The following is a 19,114-nucleotide window of genomic DNA, read 5'->3' on the forward strand; positions in this document are numbered from 1 at the left end:
CACCGACGACGCCACTCCACACTCGGCTACCTCAGCCCCGCCGACTACGAACAAACCCTCACACCAGCTACCCTGCACCAGATCGCGGCATAACCCGGTGTCCACATCCCGGGGGGAACCTCAGTTCGTGGTGGTGTGGGGGTGGGGTGTTATTTGCCTTTGTGGATGGCGTTGCGGCGGATGACGGGGTAGCGGGTTCGGCGTTTGCGGCGTTTTCCGGCGGGGCGTCCGGGTCCGGGGTGTCCGGGTTTCGGGTGGCCTGGTGGTTGCCAGGCGTTGCGTAGAGCGGGCGAAACCTGTCGGCGGGTCTGGCCGGGGGTGGGGGTTGTGGTGGTGGGTTCCCAGGGCAGCCGGTGGTGGGTGAGGTGGGTGCGGGTGCAGAACAGGTGGAGGTAGGCGTAGGCGTGTAGGCGGAGCCAGGTGGTCAGGGTGTCGGGTTGGCGGGGGTGGAAGTCCGGGGCGTGGGCGGTGGTCTTCAGGTAGCGGAAGTAGTGCTCGATGTCGTAGCGGGTCAGGTAGGTCATGACGAGGGTGAGTAGGTCGTGGCGGGTGCCGGAGTACCAGAGTGCGAGGTCGCCGGCGCGGCGGCTGGGGCGTAGGTGCTGGACCCGGGCGAGAAGCACGGTGCCTTCCACGATCGGGAGGGTGGTCTGGTCGGTGAATCCGCGGCTGGCGCGGGTGAGTTTGGGGTGGACGTGGTGCCAGGCCCGGACGGTGACGGTGCCGTAGATGTCGAGTGGTCCGCTGACACCGGCGTCCGGGGTGAGGTCGGGTTCGCGCAGGGTCAGCCGGAATCCGTGTCGGCGGGGCCGGCCTCCGAGTGGGTGGGCGGCCCGGTGTTCGGGTCTGGTCCACATGGTCTGCGAGGTCGCGAGTCTGACCAGGACGTCCGCGGGAATCCTGCGTTCGCGGATCAGGTGGGTGATCCGGGCCGCGGGGTAGCCGGAATCGAGGAGGAACAGCGACGGGTCGCCCGGGCGGGCGCCGTCGGCTGCGCAGATCTGTGCGATGTGGCTGACGGTGACCTCGACCAGGTCGTCGTCGGAGGTGATGCGGTCGGCCAGGACCGGCACGACCCACGAGTCCGGGGTCAACGTCAACCGGACGACGTGCTGATACCGCCACCCGGTCCTGATCAGCGCCGCGCCACGCGGGCCGCCCGGGGTGTACTGCGGTTGCCGGTCCGGACTGGTCGGCGCGTTCGGCCGGGGCCACGCGGTGGTATCGACGGCATACACCCGCGGCAGACCGGACCGAGCGGCGATCCGGCACGCCGCCCGCAACGCCCGGCCGGTATCGATCTCGCCGTCGCGTAACGCCCGGTACGCCGCGGCGTGCCCGGTGACCGTGCCCAGCGACAGATGCGCCGGGCAGCCACACCGTCCCTGGTCCGCGGCCAGCTCATCGACCAGCGAGAACAACGTCCTCGACCGCGACACGAGGACACCCTCGTACAACTCCCGCCGCCACGAATCCAACAAGATCCGGCCCAGCTCGCTGTCACCGGCACCGGTAGCCGCTACGCTCCTCATCGAGAACCCTGCCCATTGATGATCTTTGTGTGAGAACTCAGATCATGGACAGGGTTCTCCCCGTTCCGCTATACCTCGACCACCACAAATCCCCACGATGGTCAAAACACGAGGACGTCGGGATGACCGGAGTCATCCCGACGTTGTCTGGTTCGGTCTGCGGATCGGCGGGTGGCGGAGGTGGCGGTAGCGTCGATGCGGGATACGAGGTGGGCGGCCTCGTCGATGACGTCCTGCTGGTGGGGGCGCAACGGTTCGGCGGTGTAGGCGGCGACGACGGTCGCGAAGGGGTCGGTGACCCGGGTGGTGGTGCCGGTGAGTTCTTCGAGGACGGCCAGGACGCAGTAGGGGGTGTAGAAGGGGCTGTAGCCGCCTTCATGGGCGGCGATGAGTCGTCCGTGGCAGAGCCGGTCGGCGGCGTCGACCAGCAGGCGGGTCATGGCGCGGTAGGTGCTGGTGGTGAGCATCTGTCGGGCCATGGGGTCGAAGACGTTGGCGTCGACGCCGTTGGCGAGCAGGATCAGGTCGGGGCGGAAGCGGTCGAGGGCGGGGATGACGACCTGCCGCATGGCGTGGAGGTAGGCGGCGTGGCCACTACCAGCCGGTAGGGGCACGTTGAGGGCGTAGCCGGTGCCGTCGGCGATGCCGTTTTCGTGGGTCCATCCGGAGTCGGGTGGGAAGCAGTTGGCCTGTTGTAGGGAGATGGTCAGGACGGTGGGGTCGGGGTAGAAGATGGCTTGGGTGCCGTTGCCGTGGTGGGCGTCCCAGTCGACGATCGCGACACGACCCATGCCGTGGACGGTTTGGGCGTGGCGGGCGGCGATGGCGAGGTTGTTGAGCAGGCAGAAGCCCATGCCGGTGTCGGCGGTGGCGTGGTGTCCGGGTGGGCGGGTCAGGGCGTACCCGTTGGTGATGTCACCGTCGGCGACAGCGGTGACGAGGGCGAGCAGGCCACCGGCGGCGAGGCGGGCGATGTCGTAGCTGCCGTGCCCGACCGGGGAGTACCCGTCCCCCGCGTCCCCTCCCCCACGCCGGTCGCTCTGGGTGCGAATGTGCTGGACGTGTGCGGGGGTGTGCACCCGGAGCAGTTCCGTCATGGTGGCCCGCCGGGGCTCGATGACCAGCAGCTCACGCAGGAGCCCGGAGACGTGGATCAGTTCGTGGGTGCGGCGTTTCGCCTCCGGGTTCTCGATGTGCACGGCGGGCTGTATCCCGGCGGCCGGGTCGGCGGGTAGCAGGCCGGCGCTGGTGCCGGTGTCGTGCCACAGGTACGCGTGGTGGAAGACGTAGCCGGTGGTCACAGTGATCGCCTCGCAAGGGGGTCAGTGGACAGGTTCGGGCAGCGGTGAGCAGGTGCGCCGGGACGCGGGCTCGTCGGGGGGAGCCGGGGCGGCGGGGTTGCCGGCAGCAGGTCAGGGGGTGCTGATGCCGGCGGTGGGTGAAGACGCCCGCCGGGGACGGGGGATCGACCTCGGCAGGTGTGGGTGACCCGGGTCGGGACCGCCAGCCGGCGAGTTGGTGTCGGTGAGGTCGGTGACGAAGGCGTCGATCTGGCCTTGGGTGACGCCCGGCATGCAGATGAGGTGGCTGACGTCGGCGTCGGTGGCCAGGAGCCACTTCGCCCGCACTGCGGCGGGTGGGGTGAGCAGGACGACGGTGAAGGCGTGGGGATGTCGCCAGGCGGGCCAGCCGGCGGCGGTGAGCCGGTCGACCGTGTAGGCGGCGAGACGGCGGGCCTCGCTGGCCCGCCACCGGTGTCCCTCCCGGCCGTGGGTGGCTATGGCATGCCACAGCAGGGCGGCGGCCAGCCCACAGCGGGAGCCGGTGACCGTCGAGTCGAGGGTGGCGGTATAGGTGACCGGGGCGCCCTCGCGGCGGAGACTGTCCCGGATCAGGACCACCCCGCACGGTGTCGGCACCCCGAGGAACTTGTGCCCCGACACCGTGACGCTGCCGATGCCACTGTCGTCGTCCAGGCGCAGCCGCCCGTCGAGGGCGAGGGGGATGCCGGACAGGGCGGCGTCGACGTGCAGGTGCCAACCCGGCACCTGGTGGGCGTCGAGGACGGCCCGGATGCGGGTGGTGTCGTCGACCGCTTCGGTCATGGTGGTGCCGGCGGTGGCCACGACGATCGCCGGCCACCGCCGGTGGCGGCGCACCCGGAGGGCGAGGTGGTCGTAGTCCATCTCCCCGTCCATGCCAGCATTGACCACCACACCGCGTGCCCCGAGCATTTCGATGATCTTCGGGATGGAGTAGTGGGCGGCGGTGGAGTAGTAGATGCGGGCGGTTGGGAGGCGGCGGCGGGCGGCGTGCAGGGCGGAGAGGTTGCCTTCGGTGCCGCCGGTGGTGACGTATCCCCAGCGGTCGTCGGCCGGCATGGCGAGGGTGTCGGCGAGCCAGGCGATCACGGCTTGTTCGAGGACGCGGGTGTGCGGGGTGCCGCCGGTGTCGGTGGGGTCGCCGATGTTGTTCCACAGGCGGTGACCGAGGCGGGCCATCACCTCCCGATGGTCCAGGTCGACCGCGCCGGGGAAGCCGATGCTCGTCGGCGCGGCCGTGTCGGCCTCGGCGACCAGGTGGTCCAGGACCGCGGTGATGTCAACCGGCGTACGACTGAGGTCCGCGGCCTCGGTGAGAGGCGCGGGGGTGTGGGTCATGCCGGACGTCCCGCGAGAAGGTGCCCGGCGAGAGTGCGGTGCAGCCGGGTGAGCTGCGCCCAGGTGTCCCGGGTGACGGTGTCGCCCTGCTCGGTGAGGTGCTCGTGCGGGTTGTAGTGGATAACCCGGTCCGGGTCGAGGGGCTTGGTGCAGCGGACGCCGTCCGCGCCGATCGGGGCGTGCGGGTCGCGGTCGACGTGCAGGGCGGTGCCGTCGGTGAGCAGGACGAAACACTGGCCCTTGAGGTCGAACACGGAGCGGCGGCGGTGGTCGTCGGGGTGGCGTAGGGTCCGGGCGAGTTGCTGCCAACGACCCTGGTCGGAGTCGAGGGTGGTCACCCCCACCCCCACGTAGACGGCACCGGCCGGCAGGGTCATGTCGCCGCCGTTGACCATCGACCCCTGCGGGCCGAGGGGATGCCACCTGCGGCCCGCCGCCCCGGCCCGGGTGATGCTGTCCCCGACGACCTCGGTGAGGTCGGTCAGCAACCTCGGTAGGTGCTGGGATTCCGGGGAGGCCAGCCACAACCGGTAGGCGGTGTGCAGCTGGTAGCCGTGGGGTTGGGCCGCAGCGTCGGAGACGAAGAACAGCATCACCCCGTGCGGGCCGAGCGCGTCGCGTTGCCCGTACCGCTGGTCTGCCTCGATCATGTGCCCGGTGTTCAGGCGTTTCGCCCGGTAGACGACCTGCTGCCGCAGGTCGGCCCACCATCGGGCCTCGGCCGACACCCCACCGTCGGGCTCCCCCGGCTGTGGAGGAGGTGACGGGGCGTGCTCGGGTGGGGCCGGGTGGACAGGGGCGTCCCGGCGGTACGGCCGCTCGTCGGGCATGCGGTAGTCCGGCGGCGGCTGGACCAGGCCGGCACCCGGTGGGGGTTGGTGGTCTGCGGGCCGGCGGGGGCCGGGCGGTGCGGGTCGTGGGGGTTCGGGTCGCCAGGCCGGGTCCAGCGGGTCACTGCTGTGATGCCCCCGTGCCGCTGGTATGTGGACGGTGTACGTCTTCATGGTCGGGTTTTCCTCGGGGGTCAGATGGAGATGTGGAGGGCGTCGGGCACGGCGTGGGTTTTCGGGGTGCCGTGGCCGATGCCGGCGTAGACGTCGGGTCGGGTGCGGCGCAGGTGCCCGGCCCACATGCCGCCTGCGGTGGCGGTGGCGGTGAGGATCGCCGGGAGCAGCAGCGGATACGGCGACCCCGGCACAGCCCCGAGGAGGGAACCGACGTTGCCGACCATCGCGACGAGGACCACCGACCCGCCGAGCACCCCCAGCACCGGTGCGACCCTCCACTGCCAGATTCCGGCCCGTTGACCTCGTACGGCGGGTGGGGCGGCCAGCGCGGCGATCGAGGCGGCGAGGAGGAGGCAGAGCAGGCCGAGTGCGCCGAGGGTGGACAGCCAGGTGAACATCACCGCCACCGGGTCGACCCCGGCGACCGCGAACGCGGCGACGACGAGTGCCGCCGTCCCGGTTTGGGTGAGGGAGCCGCCGCGTGGGGCGTTGACCCGGGTCGTGCTGCCGGTGTGGGCGAGGCCGGTGGGGAGGACACCTTCGCGGGCCATGGCGAACACGTACCGGGCGATGACGTTGTGGAACGCCAGCATCGAGGTGACGATCGCGAGGACCAGCACCAGCCCGCCGATGCCCACCCACATCCCGCCTGCGGCTTCGAGGATCGTGAAGGGCAGGCCGGAGGACGGGTCGGCGGCGCGGGTAGCGACAGACTGCGGGCCGACGGCGACGCCCATCGCCCACGCGGCACCGGCATACACACCGCCGAGGGTGAGGACGGCGGTGATCGTGGCGCGGCCGACCGACCGCCGGTCGACGGCTTCCTCGACGAACGAGCCGGGGGCGTCGACGCCCATGAACGCGGCCACGCACAACGCCACCGCCCCACCGATCCCCCCGACCGCCAGGCCGGCGGCGTCGAATCCCTCCCACGACACGGTCCCGTCGGCCGGGGAGCTGAGGCCAGCGACGACGAACAGGCCGACGATCAGCAGGGACACCGCGAGGACCCCGCCGAGGACCCAGGTGGACAGCACGATCGCCCGCACCCCGAGCGCGCCGACGACGGTCCATGCGATGCCGGCCCACACCCACCAGGTGCCGCCGAGTTGGGCGGCGAGGGTCGCCCCGAACAGGCCGTACAGGCTGGTCTGGATCGCCGTGTACGCGACCAGGGCGACCAGGCCGGCGGCGACACCCCAGCTGCGGCTGAGGTTGTGGGCGAGGATGCCGTAGTAGGCGGCCGGGTGCCCGATCTGGCGGGCCAGCGCGGTGTAACCGACCATCAGCAGTGCGACCACTGCGGCGACCAGGATGAACGTCAACGGCAGGGCGGTCACCCGGGTCGTGGCGTAGGTGGTGACGAGACCACCGGCGAGGACCACCATCGGCGCGGACGCCGCCGCACCGAAGATCGACAGGCCGGTCGGAGTCATCGTCCGCCGGGCGAGGGCGACTTGGGCGTGGGGGGTCATCGCTGGCCCCGCTGCGGCGAGTTCGGGCACGACGGCTTCCGGCAATCCCGCACCGGGTGCGCCGCGACGTCGGCGGCGTGGACCGGCACCAGATACACGGCGGTGGGTCGTACCGGTCCGGTGCGCCAATAACTGCGGTCGCGGTCCAACCGCCGCAACGCCACATCCGCTCGTGGGGTGAACCCGAACAGGTCGTGCGTGCCGTCGGGCCACTCCCGGCGCAGCGCGTACCCCCACAGGTGCACCTCCGATCCCGTGTCCGCGTCGCCCGCACGGTCGGGGGTGGTGGGGCGGGTGCGGGCGGGGGTCAGCCAGGGCGGCAACCACCAGCCCGCCGCACGTCTGCGGGGCGGGAACATGACCAGCGGACGTCCGACAACGGTCGACATGAGACAAGCCCTTCATCGAAGAAACGGGTACACAGGGATGACCGGCGGGCCGTACGGCCTCCGCCAGCTGCTGATCGGGGTGCTGCCCTACCGGGCGTGGTCAGGGAAACGTGGTCAGGGAGAATGCGGCGGCACCGGGATGAGCCGGCCGCGTGACAGCGTCACGCCACGGCGCAGCCGAACCCGAGGAGAAAGCCCGCCACACGACCGACCGCCGTCGAGGGCGGGCCGCCACATCCGCCACAGGGCAGGACCACCGGGCTCCAGCAGGATCGGTGACCTCGGCGCATAACCGCACCCGGCCAACACCCCATCCCGAGGACGACCCCCCGGACACTCCGCGTACGCGGGGAGCCCTTCGGCGTCCCACACCCGGTGCTGGGCGGCCAGCAACGCCCGCGCGGTGTCGTCCTGGCCGGGGCGGGTGGCGAGGTGCGCGAGGTACGCGTGCGGGACGTGCGGCACCACCGCATCGAGGTACGCGTGCCACAGCGCGAACCGGGGCGCATGCGGGCCGAGGACCCGGTGCAGGTCGTACATCCACACCGCCGACGGCACCGGCACCTCCCCGCGCCGGAACCACACCGCCACCGCCGACCGGTCCACGGTCGTGTCGGCCCGGCCGTGCGCCAACCCCCACGACACGGCCAGCCGCGCATACCGGCGCAGCACCTGCGGACGGTCGGTGACGGCCGGCACCAACCAGGCACCCACCGGGCCCGCCGACAACACCTGCGCGACGAGGACCGACAACACGTCCAGATCCGCACCCGACGCCCGGCACACCACCGACGCCCGCGTCACGACGCCTCCTCCGGCCGGCGGTCCCCGCCCTCGCCACCGGACGCCTCACCGACGGTGGAAGTGGCAGTGGAGGTGGCGGTGCGTTGGCGGGACGCCCACAACGCCGCGTCGAAGGCGTGCCGGAACGTCACCGCCAGATGCAGATCACCCGGGTCCACCCCGCCGATCGGCAACCACGTCCGTGCTTCCTCGATCAACTGCGGTGGGCCACACACCAACACCGCCTGCCCCGGCACGTAGTGGAACAACACCACACCCACAAGGCCACCCTGCGCAGCCGGATCGACATCCCCGTCGTCGGAGAACGCCAACACCACCGACAACCAGTCGCCGTGCACCTGCCGCAGCGTGGTCAACACCGCCGCGTCATACAGATCCCACAGGGTGCGGGAACCCACCACCACCGTCACCCGCCGCCGCACCGGCGATGCCGCGATCTGCTCCACCAACGCCCGCAACGGCGCCCACCCGGTACCCCCGGCAACCAACAACAGATCCGCGTCACCCGCCGGCAACGACAACCCCACCTCACACGCCGGCCCCAACCACAGCAACTCCCCCACCGCCACCTGCCCGACGAACACGGGTGAGACGGCACCACCGGGGACCGCACGGATGTGAAACTCCACCGTCCCGTCCGGACGAGGCGCGTTCGCCGGAGACAACCACCGCCACCGGCCCGGCAGCCGAGGCGAGCACACCGGCATAGCGTCACCCGGGGTGTAACGCAGCCGCCGCACCGGACGGACCGTCACCACCGCGACGCCCTCACACGCCGACACCACCGACTCCACCACACCGAACGTCACCTGCGGGCCATCACCCAGCATCCCGGCGGACTGCCCGGCCGAACGCCACACCCGAAGACAGCCCTGCTCCCAGATGTTGGCCAACTCGGGCTTCCAGGACTCCCCCGCGAACCGACGCACCGTGTCCACCAGGGCCGCCGCGATCACCGCCCCGTGGTGCGGATACAAACCGAGCCGCCGGTACAACCGGCCCAACACCACCAGACCCGCCCGACGAGCAGCAGGATCACCCCGACCAGCAATCGACTCCATCAACGTCGAGAAGAACACCGGTGCAAGCCGCTCCGGAAGGAACCGCGCACCCCGATCCGCCATGACCGACCAGAAGTGCTCCGCCGCCCGCTCATGATCAGCGAAGGTGAGAGTCGGCACCTCTGTTGGACCAAACTCGCGCGTTCGACCATTGGCCGAGAGGAGCCATTTCATCCGGCGCATTCACCTTCTCCGCACAGGGTCCACGCTCGGGGATTGCTAGCCATAGATCAACAATCCACGAAGGGCGGAGCGTCGGGAAGGCCGACCTTCGGTCCCACCTCACGTACTGACCTACGGTCCGACCGGCACATGAGCTGCTAAGGAATCGCAAACATGAACCCCACCAGGATCCACAAGAGCGCCGCGATACGCGAACCTCGCCGGCGAGCAAGGAGATATGACGCCCAAGCCAAGTTCAGGAAATCCCGCAGCGAGGGGGTAGCGAGAGGATGGGGCGGCGAAGTCGGACGCGCACGCCGCTACCGCCGGGAGCGATGTCGGCCAACTCGAAGCCAGGCGGGGTGAGGCACCATGCGGCCGCGAGAGCAGCGGGCGGTGAAGTTGCGTCTAGAGAGATCACGATCTCATCGACGCAGTCGAGACTGTCGCGGAGTGCGTCAGAGTGTTGGTCACCTATCAACAGGATCGACCGAGAGCCAGCCGCATAGCAGGATGACAGCCAGTCGCGAAGATCACTGGGCGGGTCGGTGGGTATCGTGAAGTGTGCGGAGGCGTGGCCACCAGGAGTGCCCTCCTCTATCGGACGTCCGCCAACAACGAGGTCTACCGTCATACGCAGGTCGTTTGTCAGCCGCTCATCGGCCGCGACGCTGTCCCTGCCACCCGAGGCGTAGGCCCATGTCAGGTAGGGCCGGCGGCGACCGGTAGCGACGAGCCAGGGCCCGAGGACTATGAGGGTCTCGTCGGGAATCACGTTCGTCTCGACGTCGACGCCGTGAGCGGACAGGACGGCGGCACCCCCATCGCCCCGGGATGTGGGATCGATGATGCTGATAACGACTCGGGCTATGCCAGCATCAATGAGCTCTTGGCGGCAGGCCGGAGTGACGCCGATGTGGTTGCAGGGTTCGAGCGTGACGACGGCTGTGCCCCCTCGTGCTGCGCTACCGGCTGCGCGCAGGGCGTTGACTTCGGCATGCGCTTCTCCCTTACGTCGGTGATACCCCGCACCAACAACAGCACCATGGCGATCGAGGATGACGCAGCCGACAGGCGGGTTCGGACTCGTGGTGCCAAGGCCGAATGAAGACAGTGTGATCGCATACCGCATGGCGGCCAACTCTGATGCGGATGCCATCAGGAAGCCTCCTTGAGTTCATCGAGGAAGGCACGGACGTGCGGGAGTTGCTGGTGCACGCGAATGACGGTGCCGAGTTGGCCGAGTCCATCAAGGACTCGCCGTGCTCCCGCCCGACGTGCGATGCGCAAAGCACGATGTGCCGTGGCGGCGGCCAAGTCGGGTTGGCTCGCTGCAGCATGGGCGGTGGCCTTGGTCAAGAGGGCGGATGCGAAGTCTTGACGATGCCGCGATGGGATCGTCGGAAGAGCTTCGTCCAGCACAGCGATCGCCTCCGTTGGACGCCGCGCCAACCGAAGGCATGCCCCCCGGTGCACCTCGATGTAACCGCTGGTGCAGTAGGAGCCGTGCTCCCCATCAGGCTTGCCTGGACGACGGTCCGCTGCCCAGCTATGCGCGTCGTCGAGCAGACGCATGGCCGCGTGGTGCTCGCCCGTACCCGCCAGGGCGTGCGCGTGCTGAACCCGCAGCGCCGCTCGCATCGGTCCAGGCAGCTTCTGGTCGTAGCGCAACGCCGCTTCGGCCTGCTCAACTGCTCGGGTAAATCGCCCAGCGGCCAGTTTCTGCTGGCTGCTGCGGTAGATGGCCCAAGCAGTCATCGCGGGGTCGGCGATCTGCCGTGCCCAGAAGAGCGCTTGCTGGGTCCAGCGCTGGCCTGCGTAGTGGTCATTGAGGGACTGGTTGAGCCAAGCAGCAGACTCGGCGTACTGGGCAGCGAGCCGAACCACCGCAGGCTGCAGGGTCTCAGGTACCTCATGCAGAAGCGCCTCGATCGTCCCGAGTTGCTTACTGACCCCCATCAAGGCGTACTCCGGCCCGAACGTCTTGTCGTTCTGAACCAGAAGATGCCACTCCTCGCGCAGCAAGTGGATCGTCTCGTCCCAACTGCCTGGTCGAGCTTCGAGCTGCCCGTCGACGATGTGCGCCCCATCGCTCCTTCGCGGACTGTAGAGACCAATATCCGCATCAGTGGTGGCACCGAGCACCTGCCGCAGTGCAGCCCGTCGTGCTGCGCTGGGCCAACGATGCTCGCCGCGCTCCAACTTGCCGATCCAACGAAAGTCGACGTAGTGGGCGGTAACGTCACGGCCCGAGTAAATGGCGTCAAGCGTCGCGTTGACTGCGTCAGCCAGCTCACTCCGGGACATACACTGGCCGGGACGCATCGGTGACGGCAACTGCTTCCGGGCAGCGCTGAGCACGGTGTTCGGCGCGATCACCGTGTCCGGATGACGAGGCACCCTCTCTCCTCTCGGTCCAGCTTGCCGACCCTGCCGACTATGCCACCGGCTGTATAGATCAGCCACCTGCAATACAGCACAGGTCTGGAAGCGACACGGCTGAGTTTAAGGACGTCAGTGTCCTGCCGAGAGTGCCGACACCCGTCCGTCGTACGGCAAGGCCAACCACACCCCGGAAGAAGCGGCGGACATCCTTGTCTCACTCCTGTGGGCAATAGGCCAGATGGGTGTTCATGGGGGCCGGTGCCAAGCCGGGCCCGTCGATGGACTGGTCGCGGGCACGTAGTCGCGCCAGGCGATAGCCTCGCACCGGACCGTGGCCAAGAACCGGTCGTGGCCGTGGGTGCCGGCGAAGTGGTATCGGAACCGGGCCAGATGCAGGGCGATCGTGTCGGTGACCTCAAGTGGGCGCACGTCACTGACTGCGGCGTCGAGGTATCAGCCGGCGCATGCCTGGAAGACAACCCTCACGCCGGGTCCGTGCCGTCGCCGGTAGCCGCGTCGAGCTGCCGGCGTAGTTCTGCGGCCTCGTCGGTCCGGCCCAGCAAGTCGAGGACATCGGCGAGAGTGTAGTAGGCGACGAACAGCCGCTCGACGAACACGGCCGGCAGCTGTTCGGTCAGACGTTCGTAGAGGTTGACCGCCTCAGTGATCGCTTCCAGCGCCTCGGCGAGATTGGCCTGCGTGTTCACGCACACCAACCCGTACGCCCACAGCAACATCGCGAGGTCGGGCAGGTAAGCAGCAGGATTATCCTCGGCCAACCGCCGATGGATGGCGGTAGCTTCCTCGATGGGGGCGAGCGCCTCCTCCCAACGACCCAACTCGGACAGCATGGCACCGATGTTGTTCAACGACATCGCGAGGCCGGGCAGGTGAGCATCAGGATTATCCTCGGCCAACCGCCGATGGATGGCGGCGGCTTCCTCGCTGGGCACCAGCGCCTCCTCCCACCGACCCAACTCGGACAGCCTGGGACCGAGAGTGATCAACGACCCCGCGAGGTCAGACAGATAAGTAGCAGGGTCAGCCTCGGCCAACCGCCGGTGCATCGCGACAGCTTCCTCGCTGAGGGCCAGCGCCTCCTCCCGCCGATCCAACCCAGACAACCGTTTACCAAGGTTGTTCAACGACATCGCGAGGCCGGGCAGGTAAGCATCAGGATTATCCTCGGCCAACCGCCGAAAGATGGCGGCGGCTTCCTCGCTAGGCACCAGCGCCTCCTTCCAACGACCCAACCCAGACAACCGGTTGCCAAGGTTGTTCAACGACCCCGCGAGGTCGGAAAGGTGGAGAGCAGGATTATCCTCGGCCAACCGCCGATAGATAGCGGCGGCTTCCTCGACAGGCGCCAGCGCATCCTTCCACCGACCCAACTCGGGCAGGATGGCACCGAGGGTGTTCAACGACATCGCGAGGCCGGACAGATAAGCAGCAGGATTATCCTCGGCCGACCGCCGATAGATAGCGGCGGCTTCCTCGATAGGCGCCAGCGCCTCCTCCCACCGACCCAACCCAAACAACCGGATGCCAAGACCGTTCAACGACAACGCGAGGCCGGACAGATAAGCAGCAGGACTAGCCTCGGCCAACCGCCGAAAGATAGCGGCGGCTTCCTCGCTAGGCGTCAGCGCCTCCTCCCGCCGACCCAACCCAGAATGAATGGTTCCGAGGTTGTTCAACGACCCCGCGAGGTGGGACAGATAAGCAGCAGGACTAGCCTCGGCCAACCGCCGATAGATAGCGGCGGCTTCCTCGACAGGCGCCAGCGCATCCTTCCACCGAACCAACCCAGACAGAATGCTTCCGAGGGTGTTCAACGACTCCGCGAGGTCGGACAGATAAACAGCAGGGTCAGCCTCGGCCAACCGCCGGCGAATCGCGACAGCTTCCTCGCTAGGGGCCAGCGCCTCCTCCCGCCGACCCAACCCAGACAGAATGATCCCGAGGGTGTTCAACGACTCCGCGAGGTCGGACAGATAAACAGCAGGGTCAGCCTCGCCCAACCGCCGGCGAATCGCGACAGCTTCCTCGCTAGGGGCCAGCGCCTCCTCCCACCGACCCAGCCCGGACAACCAGATGCCAAGATTGTTCAACGACAACGCGAGGTCGGACAGATAAACAGCAGGATTAGCCTCGGCCAACCGCCGAAAGATGGCGGCGGCTTCCTCGCTAGGCGCCAGCGCCTCCTCCCGCCGACCCAACCCAGACAGAATCATTCCGAGGTTGTTCAACGACCCCGCGAGGTCGAGCAGGTAAACAGCAGGGTCAGCCTCGGCCAACCGCCGAAAGATGGCGACGGCTTCCTCGGCGGGGAGTAGGGCTTGGTCGCGAAGGCCGGCGTTGGCTAATCGCCGAACGTGGGTGGCGCGTAGGCGGGCGTGAGCGGCGGCGTCGGTGGTGGCGGCCAGTCTGTGCGGGGTAAGTGCGGTGGTGATGGCGGCGGCGGCGATGTCGAGGTCGACGTGCCGGTCGGTGGGCAGGACGGCGTCGATGGCGTCGAGGACATCGGGATCGATGCCCGGGATGGTGGCTAGGCGGGTGATGGTGGTGCCGCCGGCGGCCAGCGCCAGGTGCGGGTGCGTGCGCAGGACGGGGTACAGGATGTCGGTGGCCACGTGCTCCCAGCGGCGGGCGGTCTCGACGAGCACCGTGACGGCGTGCCCCGCCCACGGCGGCGGATCGGTGTCGAAGCGCAGCAGCTGCCCGACGGCGGTAACGGCCCAGTCGTCGCTGTCCCACCCGTCCTCATCGTAGGTGTGCCCGTGGCCGGGGGTGGACAGGGCGATCAGGTCTTCGCCGAGCCGGTCGGGCTGCAACGCCTGAAATACGGTGCGGGGGTCCTCGGGTGGGTAGCAGAACCGGTGGTCGTCGATGATCGTGGTGGCGGCGGGTGCGGTGAGCCCGACCCGGTGCAGCAGGTCGGTGGCGGTGTCGCGGGGCACGGCGGCGGTGAGGGTGGCCAGATACACCGTACGGCCCATCACCTGCGGCGGGGTCTGGCGCGGCTCGACCGGGCGGTGGTGCAGCGCATACCAGTGGGCTTGCTCGCGTTCCAACAGATACGAAGACAGCGCGTGCGGGTCGGTCGGCGTTGCCGTGTTGCGGCGGTGGGCGTCGACAGCGACCAGGGCCGCGATGTGCACGGACAACACCTGCCGAAATGCGTCGTCGGCCAGGTTCGGCGGTGGCAGGAGCCGGTCGGTGTCGGCGACGCCCATCGCGGTGGCGAACTGGTCGCGGGCCTGCCGGTACAACACTGCCCGGTCGACCTGGTCCCCCAGCGGTAGTAGAGGCTGGCTGGTGGCCTCGATCTGGTGGTCGCTGCGTAGCCGGGTGCGCAGCGCCGGCCACCATGCCGTGGTGGAGCGGGCCAGCAGCAACACTCGCACCGGGACACCTGCCTGCACGTTCATGCTCGTCAGGTGGGTCAGCAGGCTCTGTAGATGAGACACCGGCCACCGGTCGGCGTAGTCGACGACGACCAGCAGCCCACCACCGGCAGGCAGGTCCATCCGGTAGCCGCCGGTGAACCCCGGCTCGTGCAGCACCCGCCACACCGTCCACCCAGCCTCCGCCCACGCGTCGGCGACATGCCCCGCCAGCCGGGTCTTTCCCTGCCCCCCGGCAGCGTGGAGCAGCCGCACCAGCACCCCACCCGGCCGGCCCATCCACTCCGCCACCTCGGCCAGGTCGCCGTCACGCCCGACGAACGGCACCACCCGGTGCTGAGCCAACAACAGCCGACTCGGACGCTGCCGCGCCTGCTCCGCGTCCACCGTCTCCACCACCGACGGAAACGCCTCCACCCGGTACGGCGGCCGTGCAGTGGTGATCGTGACGTCGCCACCCACCCCCGACACCATGATCACATCACCGAACGCGACCACTTTGTCCAGCCGCTGACCACTCGCCGACCGAGACCCGCCCACCGGCTCAGGCACCGATCCCGGCGACGGCCCCACGGGCGCAGTCACGAACTGATGTGCACGTCACTCCGACCCCGCCGAGCACTCTCACCCCGTTCCAACCTGTCATCCGCCCATCATCGACCGCCAACACCCGTCACGGCACCCTCGCGCCGGGTCGCCTACCCGACACTCAGCAGGAGTTGGCAGTCATCACCCGGCGCAGCCGCCGACGTCGAAGGCGAGGGCTCAGATAGGGCCTGACCTCGCCGTACAGGCGACGCGGATCCAGAAGGGCGTGAAGGCCGACTGATCGTGGTAACCGATGAACGCCGATCATGAGCGCGGCGATGGCCGGGGCGGTGATGCCGCCGTTGCCGCATCGGTCCATGATGGCGTGATGACGCTTGGTAGTCGGCTTCGCGGTTGGGCGGTGGCATTCGCCGTTGGGGTTCTGGTCGCAGGGTTGGGCACGTTCTTGGCGATCCAGGGTCTCGACAAGGCGGACAAGTGGGGCAGCGTACTCGGGTTGTTCGTCGGCTTGGCGGGCCTGGGTCTGGCGGTGGCTGGTGCGGTCGGTGCTCGCCGACAGGCCGGTGGGCAGTCGGTGACCGGTTCGACGATCGGTGGCGGGGTGACCCAGGTACGTGGGGTGGGGGGCAGTGTACGCATCGGCCCGGCCTCCGCGCCGCCCGTGGTGCCGGTGCCGCCCGGGTCCTCGCCGCAGGTGCCGTCTCCTTCGCAGGGTGGCGGGCAGACGGTAGAGAGTTCGTCGACGGCAGGTCCGGTACGGCAGATCGACGGGGTCGGCGGCGACGTCGAGCTTGACCAGTGACGCGCTGGTGGGGGCCGCCCCCGGCCGCCGGGCAGGCGGTGACCGGCAGCGTGGTCTTCGGCGACACCGTGCAGATCGCCGGCGTCGACGGAGACGTGACCATCAGCCTGGACCGACCGCCCTACCAGGTCACGACCGCCGACGACGCCCCAGTGCCGTTGAGTGCGGTGCGGGCTCGGGCGCAGCCGAGCCGACTTCTGCTGGCCCGTCACCAGATCGTGCCGTTCACCGGTCGTGAGCGCACCCTGGACCGGCTCGCCGACTGGGTCGGTGGGGATGAGCCGGTGGCGGCGCTGCTGGTGCACGGTGCGGGCGGTCAGGGCAAAACCCGACTCGCGGCACACGTCGGTGCCTCATGTGCGGCGGTGGGGTGGGCGGTATGGCAGGTGACCCACACACCGACCCCGGTCGCCGGGTCCCCGCCGGTGTCGCGGGTCGCGTTGCCCGGTGGTGCGGTGCTGGCGGTCGTGGACTACGCCGACCGGTGGCCGGCCTCCGCGCTGCTGGCTCTGCTCACCCAGTTGCGGGACCTCCACGTACGAGCGGGGGCTCGGGTGCGGGTGTTGATGCTGGCCCGCTCGGACGGCTACTGGTGGCCGGCGCTGGCCGACCGGGCCGACAGCACCCTCAGCATAGAGGTAGACCAGTTCCCGCTGCCCGCTTTGTCTGCTGACAGTGTCGATGACCGGCCGGGTCTGTTCGCCACTGCTGCCGGCCGGTTCGCCGCTGTCCTGGATGTCGCCGCTCCGGCCGAGGGTTGGCCGGTGCCGGATCTGACCGCAGGCAGGTTCGGGCAGGTTCTGGCCGTACACATGGCGGCCCTGGCCGAGGTGGACGCGGCCCGGCGCGGCGAGGTGCTGCCCGGCGGCCCGGATGCGGTGTCGTCGTATCTGCTGGGCCGGGAACAGGCGTACTGGCATCACCTACACACCCGGACCGAAGCGCCGGTGCAGACTCCGCCCGAAGTGATGCACCGAGCGGTCGTCGCGGCGACCCTGACCGGTGCCCAGCCCCGCAGCGAAGCCCGCCACGCCTTGACCGACGCCGGCTTCACCGACACCGGCCCGGCCGCCGACCGACTCATCGACGACCACACCACCTGCTACCCGCCGTCGGACACCCAGACAGTGTTCGAGCCGTTGCATCCCGACCGGCTCGGTGAAGACCTCATCGCCCTGTCGACGCCCGGCCACGACAGCAGCAGCCGGCTGGAGCGTGACTGGACCCCCGAGGCGATTACCGCCCTGCTCACCACCAGCGAGGCACCACCAGCCTGGACCAGGTCCGCGATCACCGTGCTGGTCGAGGCCGCACACCGCTGGCCACACCTGGCCACCACCGTGCTCTACCCCCTCATCCAGACGCATCCACAACTGGCGATCACCGCAGGCGGAGCAACCCTGACCCGACTGGCCAGCATCCCCGGCATCGAACTCACGATCCTGGAAACCCTCGAACCCCTGCTGCCCCCCGACCGGCACATCGACCTCGACATCGCCGCCGCCGCCATCACCGACACACTCACTCATCACCGCCTCACCCACACCACCGACCCCGCCCATCGAGCCCACCTGCACGCCAACCACGCTTGGCGCCTCGCCAACGCCGGCCAACAACAACAAGCCCTAGCCCCGGCAGAAGAAGCCGCCAACATCTACCGCCGCCTCGCCGAAACCAACCCCGACGCCTACCTACCCAACCTCGCCATGTCGTTGAACAACCTCGGCAACCGCCTGTCGGAGCTAGGCCGACGCGAACAAGCCCTCACCACGACAGAAGAAGCCGCCAACATCTACCGCCGCCTCGCCGAAACCAACCCCGACGCCTACCTACCCAACCTCGCCATGTCGCTGTGGGCGTACGCCTGGGTCTGTGTGAACGTGCACACCAACCTGCCGCAGGCCCTGGACTCCATCACCGAGAGCATCACTCTTTACCATCCCCTCGCCGAGCAGCTACCACAGAGCTTCGGTGGACAACTGTTTTCGGCGTACCGGACGCTCGCCGATGTCCTCGACGGACTCGGTCGAAACGATGAGGCAGCAGACCTGCGCAGGCAGCTCGACGAGGTAACCAGTGGGCCGTAGACCGGAAGCATGATGACGTGCGATCTCACCGTCGACGGCCGAGCCGGCGCACCTGTCCGCGTTATGTCGCGGCTACTCCTGCTGTCTCTTGCGACCTTGAGATGCCCGGGTGCCGTCGAACACACCCGTTCGCCGTCATCGAATGGGATACCGCCTCCGTGTCGCGCATCGAGCAGATCACCGGAGAACAAGGGTGAGCTGGTGCTGAACAACACCACATGCGGAACTCGGGATTTCGACCGGGACTGGCCGCTGACCTGCGACAAACTCCTTCCCCCGGTCCTGCCCGCCGGTGCCCGCCTGACTGTCTGGGCGACACAGGACGGCGGACGAACCTGGTGGACCACGACCTACACAGGCACGGGTGAGAGGGTCAGGTCATGACATTCCGCGTGGTGTTCGACATCTGTGAGCAGGAGCTACCTGACGCGGAGGCCGCCCGGGTGTTCCTCGACAAGCAGACGCTGATGATCGGACCGCACGGCACCCGGGCGCACGCGTTCTGGTTCGCACCGAGCGGAGCTGACGACGTCCTGCGCCTCGACATCGACTACGACAACGCAAGGGCCGTGCTGCGCTGGCTGCCCGATGGCGGTCACGCGGTGGAACAGCGGCCGGCCGAACCGATCGTGGTGCTGGAGTCGTCTGACTCCCCTCTGGTCACCATCCCCGCCGAGTTGGCAGTGCTGTCGGTGGAAACCGCCCACCGGGCAGTCATTGAGTACATCGCGACCGGTCAACGCCCATCGCTCGTCCGATGGGCAGACCACACGGCATCGCAAGAGAAGTAGGGC

15 protein-coding genes are annotated in these 19,114 nt (G+C 69.0%); 4 read left to right on the forward strand and 11 right to left on the reverse strand.

From position 1 onward, the window contains the following. Positions 1–149: 149 nt before the first annotated feature. From JQN84_RS31825 to JQN84_RS32030, 11 genes are all read right to left on the reverse strand, one after another. Positions 150–1,532 (reverse strand): transposase, encoded by a 1,383-nt coding sequence (locus tag JQN84_RS31825; RefSeq protein ID WP_239486517.1) that lies wholly within the window; start codon positions 1,530–1,532, stop codon positions 150–152. A 101-nt stretch (positions 1,533–1,633) separates the two neighbouring features. Continuing rightward, a complete protein-coding gene (locus JQN84_RS30730) occupies positions 1,634–2,833 on the reverse strand; it encodes a histone deacetylase-like amidohydrolase (RefSeq protein WP_204962085.1) in 1,200 nt (399 codons plus the stop codon). A gap of 111 nt (positions 2,834–2,944) precedes the next feature. After that, the gene (locus tag JQN84_RS30735) at positions 2,945–4,192 is read right to left on the reverse strand and encodes a histidine decarboxylase (RefSeq protein ID WP_204962086.1); all 1,248 of its coding nucleotides are present in this window, start codon (positions 4,190–4,192) and stop codon (positions 2,945–2,947) included. Next, positions 4,189–4,920, reverse strand: coding sequence for a hypothetical protein (locus tag JQN84_RS30740; RefSeq protein ID WP_307821500.1), 732 nt, complete (start codon positions 4,918–4,920; stop codon positions 4,189–4,191). The genes JQN84_RS30735 and JQN84_RS30740 overlap by 4 nt, the downstream gene beginning before the upstream one ends. 296 nt (positions 4,921–5,216) lie before the next feature. Continuing rightward, on the reverse strand, positions 5,217–6,674 hold the full coding sequence (locus tag JQN84_RS30745) for an APC family permease (RefSeq protein WP_204962087.1): 1,458 nt from the start codon (positions 6,672–6,674) through the stop codon (positions 5,217–5,219). Further along, positions 6,671–7,063 carry a hypothetical protein gene (locus JQN84_RS30750; protein WP_204962088.1) on the reverse strand — a complete coding sequence of 131 codons (393 nt, stop codon included), beginning with the start codon at positions 7,061–7,063 and terminating at the stop codon, positions 6,671–6,673. The genes JQN84_RS30745 and JQN84_RS30750 overlap by 4 nt, the downstream gene beginning before the upstream one ends. Positions 7,064–7,177: 114 nt before the next feature. Further along, complete coding sequence (locus tag JQN84_RS30755; protein WP_307821501.1) at positions 7,178–7,867, reverse strand: N-acetyltransferase; 690 nt, start codon at positions 7,865–7,867, stop codon at positions 7,178–7,180. After that, complete coding sequence (locus JQN84_RS30760) at positions 7,864–8,874, reverse strand: FAD-binding oxidoreductase (RefSeq protein WP_307821502.1); 1,011 nt, start codon at positions 8,872–8,874, stop codon at positions 7,864–7,866. The genes JQN84_RS30755 and JQN84_RS30760 overlap by 4 nt, the downstream gene beginning before the upstream one ends. A 472-nt stretch (positions 8,875–9,346) precedes the next feature. Next, positions 9,347–10,249: a bifunctional diaminohydroxyphosphoribosylaminopyrimidine deaminase/5-amino-6-(5-phosphoribosylamino)uracil reductase RibD gene (gene ribD, locus JQN84_RS30765; RefSeq protein WP_204962090.1), complete on the reverse strand. Its 903-nt coding sequence runs from the start codon at positions 10,247–10,249 to the stop codon at positions 9,347–9,349. Further along, positions 10,249–11,490, reverse strand: coding sequence for an NsdA family TPR-like regulatory protein (locus tag JQN84_RS30770; protein ID WP_204962091.1), 1,242 nt, complete (start codon positions 11,488–11,490; stop codon positions 10,249–10,251). Before JQN84_RS30770 ends, ribD begins: the two co-directional genes overlap by 1 nt. 467 nt (positions 11,491–11,957) lie before the next feature. After that, the gene (locus JQN84_RS32030; protein WP_307821503.1) at positions 11,958–15,434 is read right to left on the reverse strand and encodes a tetratricopeptide repeat protein; all 3,477 of its coding nucleotides are present in this window, start codon (positions 15,432–15,434) and stop codon (positions 11,958–11,960) included. Between the two features lie 289 nt (positions 15,435–15,723). Here JQN84_RS32030 and JQN84_RS30780 point away from each other — a divergent pair, with 289 nt between their 5' ends. The 4 genes from JQN84_RS30780 to JQN84_RS30795 all read left to right on the forward strand — a co-directional run bounded on the left by JQN84_RS30780 (position 15,724) and on the right by JQN84_RS30795 (position 19,111). Next, positions 15,724–16,233, forward strand: coding sequence for a hypothetical protein (locus JQN84_RS30780; RefSeq protein WP_239486518.1), 510 nt, complete (start codon positions 15,724–15,726; stop codon positions 16,231–16,233). Continuing rightward, positions 16,230–18,320, forward strand: a complete 2,091-nt coding sequence (locus JQN84_RS32475) for a tetratricopeptide repeat protein (protein WP_307821504.1) — start codon at positions 16,230–16,232, stop codon at positions 18,318–18,320. Before JQN84_RS30780 ends, JQN84_RS32475 begins: the two co-directional genes overlap by 4 nt. Before the next feature lie 63 nt (positions 18,321–18,383). Next, the gene (locus tag JQN84_RS32635) at positions 18,384–18,704 is read left to right on the forward strand and encodes a DddA-like double-stranded DNA deaminase toxin (protein ID WP_372446029.1); all 321 of its coding nucleotides are present in this window, start codon (positions 18,384–18,386) and stop codon (positions 18,702–18,704) included. Then, positions 18,701–19,111: an Imm1 family immunity protein gene (locus tag JQN84_RS30795; RefSeq protein WP_204962093.1), complete on the forward strand. Its 411-nt coding sequence runs from the start codon at positions 18,701–18,703 to the stop codon at positions 19,109–19,111. The genes JQN84_RS32635 and JQN84_RS30795 overlap by 4 nt, the downstream gene beginning before the upstream one ends. The last annotated feature ends 3 nt before the right edge of the window (positions 19,112–19,114 follow it).

Origin of the sequence: Micromonospora humidisoli, assembly GCF_016900955.1 — a bacterium.
Taxonomy (GTDB): Bacteria; Actinomycetota; Actinomycetes; order Mycobacteriales; family Micromonosporaceae; genus Micromonospora; species Micromonospora wenchangensis.